The organism is Pseudoalteromonas sp. FUC4, assembly GCF_008370255.1.
Taxonomy (GTDB): domain Bacteria; phylum Pseudomonadota; class Gammaproteobacteria; order Enterobacterales; family Alteromonadaceae; genus Pseudoalteromonas.
Genome location: NZ_SEUI01000001.1, coordinates 1,266,830 through 1,280,502 on the forward strand (window position 1 = coordinate 1,266,830; position 13,673 = coordinate 1,280,502).

General features: G+C 39.9%; 10 protein-coding genes and 1 pseudogene. 2 read left to right on the forward strand and 9 right to left on the reverse strand.

From position 1 onward, the window contains the following. Positions 1-68 precede the first annotated feature (68 nt). Both EU510_RS05625 and EU510_RS05630 read right to left on the reverse strand, forming a co-directional pair. On the reverse strand, positions 69-2,438 hold the full coding sequence (locus tag EU510_RS05625) for a TonB-dependent receptor domain-containing protein (RefSeq protein ID WP_149592621.1): 2,370 nt from the start codon (positions 2,436-2,438) through the stop codon (positions 69-71). 202 nt (positions 2,439-2,640) lie between these two features. Then, positions 2,641-3,684 (reverse strand): alkene reductase, encoded by a 1,044-nt coding sequence (locus tag EU510_RS05630; protein WP_149592622.1) that lies wholly within the window; start codon positions 3,682-3,684, stop codon positions 2,641-2,643. Positions 3,685-3,909: 225 nt separating this feature from the next. On the opposite strand from EU510_RS05630, the gene EU510_RS05635 reads away from it, so the two are divergent. After that, on the forward strand, positions 3,910-4,299 hold the full coding sequence (locus EU510_RS05635) for a DUF2750 domain-containing protein (RefSeq protein ID WP_024595957.1): 390 nt from the start codon (positions 3,910-3,912) through the stop codon (positions 4,297-4,299). A 66-nt stretch (positions 4,300-4,365) separates the two neighbouring features. Here the strand turns inward: EU510_RS05635 and EU510_RS05640 are convergent. The 7 genes and pseudogenes from EU510_RS05640 to EU510_RS05670 form a co-directional block, all read right to left on the reverse strand. Beyond that, a pseudogene (locus EU510_RS05640) lies at positions 4,366-5,234 on the reverse strand (alpha/beta fold hydrolase). Positions 5,235-5,370: 136 nt separating this feature from the next. Beyond that, positions 5,371-6,234 carry a universal stress protein gene (locus tag EU510_RS05645; RefSeq protein ID WP_149592623.1) on the reverse strand — a complete coding sequence of 288 codons (864 nt, stop codon included), beginning with the start codon at positions 6,232-6,234 and terminating at the stop codon, positions 5,371-5,373. A gap of 83 nt (positions 6,235-6,317) precedes the next feature. Next, positions 6,318-8,306, reverse strand: a complete 1,989-nt coding sequence (locus tag EU510_RS05650; protein WP_149592624.1) for a tripartite tricarboxylate transporter permease — start codon at positions 8,304-8,306, stop codon at positions 6,318-6,320. Between the two features lie 72 nt (positions 8,307-8,378). Continuing rightward, positions 8,379-9,488 (reverse strand): Bug family tripartite tricarboxylate transporter substrate binding protein, encoded by a 1,110-nt coding sequence (locus EU510_RS05655; protein WP_149592625.1) that lies wholly within the window; start codon positions 9,486-9,488, stop codon positions 8,379-8,381. Between the two features lie 288 nt (positions 9,489-9,776). Next, positions 9,777-10,880, reverse strand: coding sequence for a 4-oxalomesaconate tautomerase (locus tag EU510_RS05660; protein WP_149592626.1), 1,104 nt, complete (start codon positions 10,878-10,880; stop codon positions 9,777-9,779). 44 nt (positions 10,881-10,924) lie between these two features. Beyond that, positions 10,925-11,116 (reverse strand): hypothetical protein, encoded by a 192-nt coding sequence (locus tag EU510_RS05665; protein WP_149592627.1) that lies wholly within the window; start codon positions 11,114-11,116, stop codon positions 10,925-10,927. 237 nt (positions 11,117-11,353) lie between these two features. Beyond that, positions 11,354-12,679 (reverse strand): OprD family outer membrane porin, encoded by a 1,326-nt coding sequence (locus EU510_RS05670; RefSeq protein WP_149592628.1) that lies wholly within the window; start codon positions 12,677-12,679, stop codon positions 11,354-11,356. Between the two features lie 271 nt (positions 12,680-12,950). On the opposite strand from EU510_RS05670, the gene EU510_RS05675 reads away from it, so the two are divergent. Continuing rightward, the gene (locus EU510_RS05675; RefSeq protein ID WP_149592629.1) at positions 12,951-13,622 is read left to right on the forward strand and encodes a response regulator transcription factor; all 672 of its coding nucleotides are present in this window, start codon (positions 12,951-12,953) and stop codon (positions 13,620-13,622) included. Positions 13,623-13,673 lie beyond the last annotated feature (51 nt).

The window sequence follows — 13,673 nt, forward strand, 5'->3', positions numbered from 1 at the left end:
ATTCTAATAAATCAATAAGTTAGTCATTAAATAATCAAAAGCCCATCAATGATGGGCTTTGCTTTAACTTAAAAGTCAGCGGTCAATGTAACTGCTGCAGTGCGGGGCGCACCAATGTAATAAGTAGAGCCGTTACCAGTGCCACCTGCTAAGTAACTTTTGTCAGTCACGTTATAAACAACAAACGAAACATCAATGGCTTTAAACGGACCTGCATCTACGTCAGTTGAATAACCTGCATTAAAATCAAGTACGGTGTAGCCGTCTACTTTATTGCGTGCGCGCGTGTCTTCGTCTTGCCATGCGCCTAAGCGCTCACCGGTGTATTTAGCCGATAAACCAATACGAAAGCCATCGCTAAAGTAATCGGTAGACACCACAAATAAATCTTCTGATGAATCTATTATGCTGTCGCCTTTTCTAAAGCTCGGTGCTACCTCATTACCACTTTCATCTCTTAATATTACGCCCTGTGAATCGTATGCATTTGGATCATCAGATGAATACTCAGAACTGCTATTAGTATACGACGAATACACACTCCAGCTTGGTGACAACATATAGCTTGCAGCAAGCTCGAGCCCATTTGAATCAATACCTCCTACATTTACGTACGAGCCATTTGTGCCAATAGTGTAATCAATGCCGTCTGTGCCACTACCAGGCGCAATAAAGGTAATGCGGTTATCAAACTTAATACTGTAAGCTGTTGCTGTAAGGGTTAATCTGTCGGCTTGATAACGTACACCAAAGTCTATGTTGTCGGCCGTTTCTGGCTCTATGTTTGTAAGCGTTGAGCTGTCTCGTTCAAGCACACCGTCTTTTATTGCTGAAAAATTCTCGCTGTAGCTGGCAAATAATTCTGTACTGTTATTTAGCTGATACAGCACACCACCACTAAATAACACATCTGAGTCACTGTCTACTTTATCTGAACTTTCGTTAGCAAAGTGGTCGTACTTTTGTAATTCAACTAAATACTGTTTTGCACCAATATTTAATGTTAAGTCGCCAAAATTAATTGAGTCTTGTAGGTACCATTTGAATGTATCGGTATCAAAGGTGTTTTTGTATTGTGTCCAGTACGGTGTGCTATCAAAGTGATGATATATACGCGCATCAATTACTTTGTGCCAATCACGCGACTCGTCACGTTCACTTTGCTCATACCAAAAGCCCGCTTCTATATCGTGATCACCAAATGTAGCTTGGTAATTTGCCGTTACACCTAAACGATCTTTGTTGTAATGCGTATGGCGGTAAGACATAACCGGCGTTGCTGTTGCATCGTAACACGCAGGATTTAAACCAGGACCCGACTCCCATGGCCAGCTCAAACTTTGCGTACAATCGGCATTGGGTGCAAGCGGGTTGCCTTCACTATCAGCAAAACCATAAGAGCCTGCATTAGTGCCGCCCTCTAAAGTTGGGTCGCCATTTTCATCAACAGGCGTTGTTAAGTAAGGTGGGATCCAATCGCCACGCCCTGAATTTTTATGGTAATAAGGGCTAACGGTTAATAATGAAGTTGGCGAAATCGCGTATTCAAATTTTAAGTAGCCTAAGGTATTTTCACGAAGCGTTCCCCAACCTTCTGCAAACATTTGGTCAAAATGCGGAACTCCTGTCCAATTCCATGTGAGCTGATCCCAATCGGGTGTTTGCTCAAACTGCTCAAGGCTTACGCTGTTATAGTTGGTCTCGCTTACATCATCGTAAGATAAACGACCAGTGAGCGTTAAATCGTTAAAATTAGATACAAACTTAAGCTCAGCGTGTTGGTTGTCTTTGCCCCCATTACTGCCTGAGCCAATCCAGCGGCTTGTATCTGTTTGCGAGTAACTTACATACGCCTGTGTATTATTAAAAACAGTGCCTGTTTCGTGTTTAAAGTAATAACGCGTGGCATCGTGGCTGCCTGAGGTATAAGCAAAGGTAGTGCCTTTTTCAAGGCTTGGGTCTTTACTTACAAAGTTAAATGTCCCGCCTAGTGCTTCAAGTGAAGCCGACTTAATATCAGAGGTACCTTGGCCTACTTCTACTGTTGCTAAATTTTCGCTCTCCAAGTAACGGTTAGCTTTAGCACCACCACCATAATTAGAGCCACCATTGGGAATGCCATCAACGGTCATCCCTAATTGCTGTTGGTTCCCATCAATACTAAAACCACGCATGGTGATTGTAGTAGACCAATCGTCGCCACCAAATGCATCACCTTCGTTTATGCTAATACCTGGTAAGTTATCAATAACCGATAATATGCTCGATACCGAACTTTGCTGCTCAAGCATTGCAGGCTCAATAACATTGTTAGCGTAGCTCGTTGGTTTAGCTACAACGATTACTTCTTCTATGGTGCTGTCGTTAGCATAAGTAGATGTTGATACAGCCATGGCAATAGCCATGCTCAAAAGCGATTTGTTTTTTAAAGCGTACATTGTTGTCCCGTTTGATTTTAATTATAAAATATGAAAACGAGCACAGTATGAATTTCAAATATGACAACGAGGATGAACTTTATTTACATAAAGGTTAAACAAATATGGGACATTTATGGCGGGAATATGTACAAAAAAAGACACCCAAGGGTTTTTCCTCAGGTGTCTTAATTATTTTTTAGAACTTATTACAAATAGTACTTTATTTCAATTGTGCAAGCATTTCATCGCTGTATGGTACTAACTCTTCACCGTTTGCAACCTTGCTAATATAATCTGGATTTGCAATAAGTGGGCGACCAATCGCGATTAAGTCGAACTTAGCATTGTTAATAGCCTCTTTTGCTGACTCAAAACTATAGCTGCCTACACCGACTAATGTCCCTTTGTAGCCTGCACGTAAAAATTCAGACGTCGTTTTACCTTCAAGTGATTCAAACGTTGTACTGTCGTCAAAAATACCGCCGTGTAAGTATGCTAAATCTCTCTTCTCAAGTTCTGGTAATAAGTAGTCAAATACCGCTTTATCACGGTTATCTTCGCTCATGTTAAAGTACGCACCTGGTGTTAAACGCAAAGCAGTGCGCTCGTTGCCTACAGCTGCAATAACTGCATCGGTTACTTCTAGAGCAAAACGCGACATATTTTCTGGTGTTTGGCCATACTCATCTTCACGTACGTTAGCTTCGTAATGTAAAAACTGGTCAATTAAGTAACCATTTGCGCCGTGAATTTCTACGCCATCAAAACCTGCTTCCATTGCGTTTTCAGCTGCTTTAGCAAAATCTGCAACCAGCGATTTTATATCGTCAGTTGTCGCAGCTTTTGGCGTAATATAAGTAAGCTCACGCATACGTGGTACTGAGCCTTCAACGCCAATTGCCGATGGTGCTAGTACATCGCCATCAAAAAAGTGAGGATGTGCAACACGGCCAACATGCCAAAGCTGTGCAAAAATTTTGCCGCCATTAGCGTGCACTGCGTCTGTTACTTTTTTCCAACCTTGAATTTGCTCACTGGTAAATAAACCCGGTGTATTTGGGTAACCTTGCGCGTCTGGACGAATAATAGTTGCTTCGCTAATAATTAAACCAGTTTCGGCACGGCGAGCATAATATTCAACCATATCTTGTGTTGGCACTAAGTTATCGTCAGCCATACAACGCGTTAATGGTGCCATAAGTACGCGGTTTTTAAGCTCAACCGTATTATTTAGTTTAAACGGAGCAAGTAGATCAGTAGTCATTTTTCAATCCTTCATTAAGTATATGCTTACTACAATGTGGCCTTTTTACAAACATTCAAGCTTATTTTTGAATGATCGCTCAAATTAGTGGTGAATTATACTGTTCAACATACAAATTAGATCTGCATTGCTGAAATTAAATAGCAACTTTTCAACACTCTGTCATATAACTCGATATACTTGTGTGCATATAATTTAGATATAGTAATTAAGAGTGAGCTAATTATGACAACGCCAAATTTAAGCGAAGAACAAGCAGTAATTTTAGGACTTGGAGCAAAAAAACGTCTCGCCTATATGTTCGAAACCGTACAGCAATTTAAACAAGTATGGATTTTAAACGACGATGATGGCTGCGTTATGCTTGCCAACGAAGATGACGACTGTGTGCCAGTTTGGCCAACTCGTGAATTTGCAGAGGCATGGGCTACTGGCGAATGGGCTGGCTGCAGCGCTAAAGCAATTCCACTTGCTGACTGGTTTAGTCGCTGGACACCAGGCCTTGAAGAAGATGACTTACTTATTGCTGCCTTCCCTACAGAGGAAGATGATGGCACGATATTGTTTTCAGATGAGTTTGAAAAACAATTAAGAGCACCAAAGAAAAAATATTAAGGCTCAAAGCCTAAATATTTAGAGTTATTAATTTATAAACGCGGCACTTAATTTAGTGCCGCGTTTTTATTGGTAATTTCTAAAATCCAAATAAGCCTGCGTAATAGCGTCTGGATTTTCTACTTGCGGATAATGCCCAAGCTCTACAAACTCTTGTACGCGCGCATTGGGAGTAAGCTTTTTATAATGCTCAATCATGTGCTTACCAGAGATGGGATCTTCTGCGCCTGCTATAAACGTAAGTGGTATATTGCTATTTATGATGGCACCAACCCAGCGTTCTCTGTTTTGCTGCCTCTGCTTTATATAACTAATGAGTTTAGGCATAACGGCTAAACCATCTTTATAAATTAGCAACTCCCAAAGTGTGTCTATCACTTGTTTTGAAGGCGGTGTACTTTTACTAAAAATAGTAACTAAATTATTGGCAAATTTTTGTTTATTCATTAATTTTGGCACTATCCAACCTAGCTTTGAAAGTAAAAGCTTTTGTATAAATAATGGTTAATGCACCTCAGGAAATAACCCACCATTTAAAAAACACACGCTGTTTATTTTAAAGTCACTTTGGCTAACCACTTGCCTTGCTAATAGCTCTTGAGCCACTGTATCGCCATAGTCATGAGCTAAAATATGTACATCATTAATATTTAACGTTTTTAAAAATTGGGTATATAAGTCGGCTTGTTCGGTAATTTTATAAGTAGCGTTTATTGGTTTATCCGACAAACCAAAACCTAGCATATCGAGCGTAATTACAAAATAATGTTCACTAAGCGTTTGCCACATACCTTCCCAATCCCAGTTAGCACTTGGAAAGCCATGTATTAAAAGCAGCGCGGGGTTATTTTCATCCCCGCTGTTTTAGTAAAAATTTGATTGGCATTTATATCAATAAACTGACCGTTTGTTTGCCACTGCGAAAGCGTATACATAGGCTGCAACCCATTAATTTTGTTATTGTAATAGTTAGTTTTATCACAGTGAGCTTAAGTGTCACTAAAAATAAAAAGCCGATATTGAACGTAAACATCGGCTTTTGGGTAAAATTTAGTTAATAAATTTAAAGCATTAACGCGCCATAAATATAGGTAGCGTGGTGTTTGCAAGCACGTAGTTGGTCATGCCACCAAAAATTTGCTCGTGAATACGTCTGTGCGTAAATGCTCCCATTACAACTAAATCAGCATTATGCATTTGCGCCACTGACATAAACGCTTTTGGAGTTGATTGCCTACCATTATTAAAGGTAACAAATTCACTTTTAATACTATGCTGCGCTAAGTAATTGACGACCTCATTGCCATTTGGCTTTTTATTAATACTGTCTGCACTGGTGCAAATAATTACTTTTTCAGCTTGCTTCAATAATGGCAAACTATATGTAAGCGCACGGGCAACTTCTGTACTTGCGTTCCAACCAATCACTACCGTTTTTATATTAAAGTTGGTCATTTCACGCGGCACTAACAATATGGGTTTACCACTTCGCATAACCGACGCTTCAAAAGTAGAAGTCGATTTACCACTTTTTGACTGTGGAATAATAATTAAATCGGCTACTTTGCCTTGCTCTGCAATTACTTCACTGCGCAAACCCGAGTTTACGTGCCATGTGGCACTTGGGTACGTTAAACTTGAGCCACTTTTGTCGCTATATATTATATTTTGCTCGTCGCATAGGCTGATAAACTCACCTTTTAAGTTTGCTGACTCAGTACTTGCAAAGCGTCCAGCAACTAAATCAAGTTCTTTTACCAACTTAGAAGGTAATCCGAGCTGACCTATTGGTAAAAAGCGTTTTGGATCAAGGTGGTTATGGTATACATCAAGATGAGCATTAAAATATTTAGCAATGGCTAACCCCCCATTTAAACGCTCCGTTACATGTCCGCTGGTAGAGAGCGGCATTAAAATTAATTTCGGTGAAATCATTTTTATATCCTCATTACATTAAAGGAAACAATCCAAGCATGACAGCTTAAAAAGTTGAGCGATTTTTAACGCTCAACTTGTCATTAAAGTGCCGTAAAGCTGGCTACCTCTTGTAAATAGCCTGTCGGTAAATCAAGTACCATAAAGTGCGCAAGGGTAAGTAAAAATGCCAAGGCACAGGTGGTTAAAGTTAATGTTCTAACAATCGAAATACGCGCTTTTATAAGTAAAAATGTAATAAAGAATAACCCTATCGAAATCACATACCCCACTAAAAAACACCCAACTAACAAGCCGCATAGCCAAAATACATAATGCCAAAGCCCGGTAACACTTGAGTCATTTTCGTATCCTGCTGAGACTTCATTATCGTAATTTACAGCGTCATCTACTTTGTTAAGTAGTAGCTTTATAAGGACGACTAAAGAAAGTATTAACATGAACGAGCACACTACTGCGGGGAATACACCGCCTAAAAAAGAGCGTTGGAATGAGTCATATAAACCATAAGCAAACACTAAACTAACAAACGCCGAGAACGCGATTTGTGGTTTTAGGTTAGTTGGTTTAACCTCGGCATTAGCCGTATTTTTATTGGCTTTTTCTTTTTTAGCGGCCTTGATTGAGTGACGCGCCGCAAAGAAAATAGAAAGCGCTGTTAAAACACCAATAATAATAACGCCCGGTTTTAATAAAAACTCGATGCCATCAAACTGAATTGCTTGATAAAGGTAAGTTTCCATACCGCTTGCTAGTACAAAACCAATTAAAAATGCAGGTCGAGGCCAGCCAAAACGTTTCATTAAAACGCCTAAAATACCAATGCCTATAAGTGCTACTAAATCGCCTAAATCGCGGGTTGCCTGAAATGCTGCAAAAAAGATCACCATAACCATAAAAGGTGCCATTAGCGTGTAAGGAATAGTGGTTACTTTTGCAACCCATTTAGAGATAAGTAAACACGCGCCCGCGCCAATTACATTAGCTAGTGCAAGTGACCACACAATTGTGTAAGTAACATCGAGGTCGGTTGTGATCATAGCAGGGCCTGGCTCTAGACCAATAAGCACCATGCCACCTAAAAATACAGCCATGCTGCCAGAACCAGGAATACCAAATAGTAAGGTAGGAATTAAGCCACCGCCTTCTTTAGCATTATTAGATGACTCAGGCGCAATAACACCGCGAATATCGCCTTTACCAAAATTTTCGGTGTCTTTAGAGGTTTGCACCGCATGACCATAAGAGATCCAATCAACTACACTGCCGCCAAGGCCTGGTAATGCGCCAACAACACAGCCAATAGCAGCACAACGAGTTGCTAACCATTTATTTTTAACAACATCCTTTACGCCTTCAAACCAACCACTACCTAGCTCAGAAGCTTCTGAAATAGAGCGATTTTGACGCAGTAAATCAATAATTTCTGGTAATGCAAAAATGCCTAAACCAACAACCACTAACGGAATTCCATCCATTAAGTAACCGTTATCAAATACCATACGGTATTCACCTGTTGCAGGTGCGCCGCCAAGAGAGCCTAAACATAGCCCTAAACCACAGGCGCTTAAGCCTTTTACCAGGCTATTACCTGCCAGTACGCCTACCATGCTTAAACCTAGCAAAGTCAGCATAAATAATTCGGCCGAGCCAAACGCTAAAATAACGGGGCGCGCAATAAGTACAAACAGCGTTAAAATAATTGCGCCAAAAAGACCACCAAACAACGATGAGGCAAACGCAGCTGAAAGCGCTCGTGCTGCTTGGCCCTTTTTAGAAAGAGGAAAGCCATCAAGCACGGTTGCCTGAGAGCCACTTGAGCCAGGAATTCCCATTAATACCGAAGTGAATGTGTCAGAGGTGGGAATAACAGCTACTAAGCCAATAAGCATGGCAAGTGCTGAAATGGGGTCCATACCATATAAAAATGGCAGTAATAACGATAGACCCGCTATGCCGCCTAAACCCGGAAAAATACCAATCAGCAAGCCTAAAAAAACGCCGCCGCATAAATACATTAAATGAGTTGGGGTAAGAATAGTTTGTAGCGCAATTAAAAATGCATCTAACATACTGCTCTCCTTTGATTAATAAAGTGGCTCACACTCATAGAGCCAGTTTGAATAAAACACATCAACATGGTTCTAAAAACGCGTGTTGTAGTTGTCGTTAAGGTATTGTCTTACCCACTCTTTATCTGTTTCTGAGATAGTAAGTGCTGAGCTCAATGTGTTAACCGCATCTTCGTGAATTAACTGCGGATATTCGCCAAGTACTAATTCTGATTCTTCTTTAAAGTTGTCTTGGTCTATCACACGCTGCGCAGCACTGCGCCAAGATTCAATCACGTCATCAGGCGTGCCCTGTGGTAAAAACAAACCTTTTTGAGCTGCAAATCCAGCAATGAAAAAAGTTTTCCATACGTTGTATTCAACACCAGTCGGTTTTTCACCGTGGATCATTTCGTACACTTCACCTACATGTGGCAAATCTGGAAAAGTCGGGTCGCGAACTATAACGCCGTCTTTATTTAGTACGCCAAACGACATAAGCGGAATTGCTTTACCTTCATCAACTAATGGTTGTACTTTTTTTAAGTACGCTGATGTTGTTTGAAAGTCGATATCAACCTCCCCACGTTCAAACGACAACCGAGCGCTACCGCGACCTTTCATACCAAAAATCGCATGAATATCTAAATCAAGCATGTCAAAAGCTAATAAGCCAACTAAATCCATTGATGCAGCACGTTGACTACCAAATTTAAGTTTTTGACCTTGTAATTTTGTAAGCTCTGCTGCGCTTTTTATACCCAGCTCTGGGCGCACATATACAACCGCACCCGTTGGTGTAGCCATAATAACGTTCCAGCGTTTTACATTATATTTAACGCGTGAATCGCCAAGTAAATAAGGTATTTGCGTAGATGCTGACGTACTAAAAACATTTAAGCCATTAGGTTTAGCGCGTCGCTCGAAGCGGTTTGCACCTTTGGTTGAACCACCACCAGGAATATTTTTAACAACAACAACGGGCTTACCATTTAAGTGCTGTGAAAAACGAGGACCAAAAAAGCGTGCCCACGTATCAGAACCTCCACCTTCTTTAAATGGCACAACCCACTCTACTCGCTCGCCTTCAAAATTTACTTCATCTGCGTTTGCATATACTGAACTCAAACCGCTTGATGCTGCTAAAACAACAAGTAATGCTTTTAATCGATTAGGTGTAAAAGTACTTAATTTAATATTCATAAATCGACCTCTGATTTTCACTTTAATTATTTAAATAGGTCCTAATAACGGCTCTACATTCATTACTTAAATGAAATTATTTCGTTACTAGAAGTTAACAACACCTAGACTAGCCTTCGAAACTGTCATCGACCTGTCATCGTTAATAAACTTTTAATATTAATATACTCTTTACAAAATAAAACCTAAGACATTGATTTTATGAGATTAATATTTATTTTTATTTTTTGGACGACATAAAAAAGCGATAACAAAACTGTCATCGCTCAATTGGGTTGGTTGAGGTTGTTAACTTGCGGCAGGTATATCCCACACTTTGCCAGGAATATGCACTTCACCTTTAAATAACATTCTAGCGGTGCGCATTAAGCCCGCTGACTTTATATTTAAGGTATTATTGTTGTAGTTACCCTCAAGTAATAAGTCAATTTTTCCACTTGGGTGCTCAACTACAATATTCTGAGATTCTTCTTCACTTTGAGTAATAATATCTTCGGTAATACTGCCAAGTAACATACAACTTACACTTACACATATTGCGCCAGTCACTGAGTGACTCGTATGGCAGTTTTGCGGTACAAAGTAGCGAGAGGTAATTGTGCCACCAAACTGTGCTGGAGAAAGAAGCCCGACTTTTGGAATAACCTTACCAGTTGCATCGCCTAACCCCATTTTTAATGATGCTTGTAAACGAATACTCTCTATTTTTTGTAATAGCGCTTTATTTGCATCTAACTCATGCTTAGTTTCCCAACCTGTAACATCCAATGATTTAGCCGGAATAAGTACCATAGGCATAGAAGCATCTACGCAACTTACCTCAATACCATCAAATGTATCACGCACAGACCCTGTAGGTAGTAACTCACCCGTCTTAGTGCCGCATACGTCAAAAAATTTAAGTAGAATTGGCGCACCAGATCCAGGTACGCCATCAATGGTGGCATCGCCTTCGTATTCAACAAAGCCATTTGGAGTTTGTACAATAACTTCAATAAGTGTGTTGGTGTTTACGTTTCTTACTCTTACGGTGGTTTCGCCTTCACTTGCAGTGACTAAGCCGTATTCAATTGCCATAGGCGCAGCACCCGATAAAATGTTGCCGCAAGAAGGGGTAATGTCTACCTCCATATCTTCTATGGCAACCTGCGCAAACAAGTAATCTATATCGGCATCGGCTTCGTTTGATCGAGAAATAATAGCCGCTTTACTGGTTAGCGAGTTACCGCCTCCTATTCCGTTTACTTGAAGCGGATCACCAGATCCCATTGCTGCCATGAGTATTTGCTTTCTTTTTTCCCACTCTCTTGGTAAATCATTTGCTAAAAAGTAGGTTCCGCGTGATGTGCCACCGCGCATAATGACACAGGGTATTTTTTTTTGAATAGTCATAATAATCCAACCAATTAATCTAATTAAATACGTGGCTTACACTGTTAGTTATTACTTAAAACCACAACGCATTCTAACGTTTGCTCTTGTGAGCTTATGTTTTCAAATACGTTATGCTGAACAGCCATTGGCGACAAATGCGATAATTTAGAAGGTGACTTATCATGTTGATTTTCGCGAACATGAATCGCTCGTGGAGCGGGTTTTAACTGTTTAGCTGCAAATAATATATTCATGATAATCACCTTTTTTACGTTGTTTAACACTTTGAACGGATAGAGCCCGAGTTACATGCTTAAATCTTGCTCTTTATCTAAGAGTAATCAGCTAAGCTGTCACTAACCTGTCATGTTAAAAATAATTGTATAAAAAGTAATATATTTTTATTAGCATAAAAAAGGTGCGCAATTACAATGAATTAGCGCACCAAAACAAAAGGCCTTTTATCTTTTCAGACCATATCGGAGGGGAATTTAAAATTTGATAGTGTAATCAACATAAACACGATGATCAGCTCGGTCGCCTTTAACACCATCTACGCTGCCTGTTTTGTCTGTCGTGTAATCTAAATATAACCAGCGTAAGCTCAAACCTTTAATTTCAGCCACTTTGAACCGGGTATCTATTGCCCAGTACTTTTCATCTGCTGTACCACCTAGTTTCCCCAGTGCTGAGTTTTCAGCATCGCTACCATCAGTGTAATAAAGTTTAGTGGTTAAGCCTGGGGATACTGCTTTTAAGTCAATACCTAAACGAGCTTGCCACGTAGTTTCGTTTTGATTTGTTAAATCAGCACCAATAAGTGAGCGAGTTGGGAATGGGTTAGTTCCATGGTCACCACTGAAATTATCTTCAATCCACGCATCACTAACTTTGGTAAACGCTGCGCCAAATGTCCAAATATCTTTTTTCCAATTAGCATCTAAATAATAAGCAAAACCATCGTTTTCACTTTTAGTTAAACCGGTTAATGCATCTGCTGCATCTTCATCATCTAAATCGCCACCCTCAGCGCCAGTTACAAATAAGTCGCCGTCGTCTTGAGAAGTGAAAATACCTGTTGAAAGTGTTAGCTTACTCTGCTCAAATTTGATGTCGTAACTGCCTGTTAAGCCCATTTTACGTAGGTAATCATGCGAATTTAAATATTCTGCTTCAAGTTTTAATCCGTCTTTTTTGTACGCGCCCCCTACACCCCAAATTACACTAATAGCACCAGTTGCTGATTGATCGGTAGAAAAATCCTCCCAGCGGTCGTCGTGTCGGCGGCTCCATTTATCGTATGCATATCCATACACCTTGGTGTTACCAAATTTATAGTCGCCAAAAACACCTCTAAAAGTATTTGGGATAGCACGGCTACCCGAACTTTTTAAAAGCATGCTTTTGGTTTTTTGCCCGCCTATTTTTATATGGCCTTTGTCGCTGAGTTTAAAATCTAAGAAGTATTGTCCAAATTTAGAAAAGCTGTCATCAACACCACCTTTCTCACTGCCTGCGGGTAAAATGTTATTTTGCGCACTACCGGTCGAGTTATAATTAAGTACGGTGTAATTAGAGACACCCATGCTAACTAAATCGTTTAAGTAACCTGACGTGTAATTAAGCTCAATACCTTGTGCAAAAGTAGAATCGTCGCTTTCATCATTGTCGTAGTCACGGTCAAAGTAGATTGTTCTGAGTTTTATATTAAATTCATCTTGCTCTGTAAGCCCGTTAACAGCAGCATACGAAGGGATAGCAACACATGTTAATACTGCGCTTGATGCCGCAAATAATTTAGAGATCCGTTTAGCCATAGTTATCTCCGCTACCTTGTTTTTGTTTAAATTTGATTGTGTAGTGCATAACAGCGTGTACGTTTTACAATCTACACGGTAAACCTGTCACAAACCTGTCACAAGATAATTACATTTAAAGCAATAGTTTTTATTTCATAAAACTAAAATATAGAACAATATAATGCTTTTAATGTCTTAATTTGCATATTGTAAAGTGTTAAGTTTTTGTTTAATGTCGAGCGCATTGTAAACCATGCGATGTAACTAATTTTGCTCTTGGGTGTAATAAATGAGAATTTTAGCGGTAGAAGACGACGAAGTTTTAGGCGAAGCAATTTGCCAACGCTTTAGTAAAATGGGCCAAGGCATTGACCTTGTAACCTGCGGCGATGTAGCTAATTCGCTTCTAAAACGCCATGAATACGACCTGATTTTACTCGACTTAAACTTACCTAATTTGAACGGTGAACAAATATTAAAAAAGCTGAGAGCTCGCTCTTCAAACACACCTGTATTAATTTTAACTGCCCGCGCAGAGGTAGAAAACCGTATTGAATTACTCGATTTAGGCGCTGACGATTACCTCACTAAACCTTTTGATTTTGGTGAATTAGAAGCCCGTTGCCGCGCGCTACTTAGACGAAACCAAGGCTTAGGTAAAGATGTAATTAGCTATGGCAATCTCGACTTTGACCGCAAATCTTGCACAGTTACTATTGCCAAAGAGCTTATTGATTTAAAACAACGCGAATTTAGATTACTCGAAATATTTTTAACTCATCAAGGTAAAGTGCTTAATAAAGACGAGTTACTCGATCACTTATATTCGTTTGACGACTCACCAAGCCCCAACGCTATAGAAACCTATGTAGCCAGGCTACGTAAAAAGCTGATTAATAGCAGTGTTGATATAAAAACATTACGCGGTTTAGGCTATCTTTTAGCAGAGTGTAATGAGTAATATAGCGCTTCCGTCCATCCGTCGGCAACTGCTCACAATTACAATGAGCCT

What these genes read in the sequence shown, in the direction of transcription:
- EU510_RS05625 (WP_149592621.1), bottom strand. Translation starts at nt 2,438, where the DNA reads ATGTACGCTTTAAAAAACAAATCGCTTTTGAGCATGGCTATTGCCATG.
- EU510_RS05630 (WP_149592622.1), bottom strand. Translation starts at nt 3,684, where the DNA reads ATGACTACTGATCTACTTGCTCCGTTTAAACTAAATAATACGGTTGAG.
- EU510_RS05635 (WP_024595957.1), top strand. Translation starts at nt 3,910, where the DNA reads ATGACAACGCCAAATTTAAGCGAAGAACAAGCAGTAATTTTAGGACTT.
- EU510_RS05645 (WP_149592623.1), bottom strand. Translation starts at nt 6,234, where the DNA reads ATGATTTCACCGAAATTAATTTTAATGCCGCTCTCTACCAGCGGACAT.
- EU510_RS05650 (WP_149592624.1), bottom strand. Translation starts at nt 8,306, where the DNA reads ATGTTAGATGCATTTTTAATTGCGCTACAAACTATTCTTACCCCAACT.
- EU510_RS05655 (WP_149592625.1), bottom strand. Translation starts at nt 9,488, where the DNA reads ATGAATATTAAATTAAGTACTTTTACACCTAATCGATTAAAAGCATTA.
- EU510_RS05660 (WP_149592626.1), bottom strand. Translation starts at nt 10,880, where the DNA reads ATGACTATTCAAAAAAAAATACCCTGTGTCATTATGCGCGGTGGCACA.
- EU510_RS05665 (WP_149592627.1), bottom strand. Translation starts at nt 11,116, where the DNA reads ATGAATATATTATTTGCAGCTAAACAGTTAAAACCCGCTCCACGAGCG.
- EU510_RS05670 (WP_149592628.1), bottom strand. Translation starts at nt 12,679, where the DNA reads ATGGCTAAACGGATCTCTAAATTATTTGCGGCATCAAGCGCAGTATTA.
- EU510_RS05675 (WP_149592629.1), top strand. Translation starts at nt 12,951, where the DNA reads ATGAGAATTTTAGCGGTAGAAGACGACGAAGTTTTAGGCGAAGCAATT.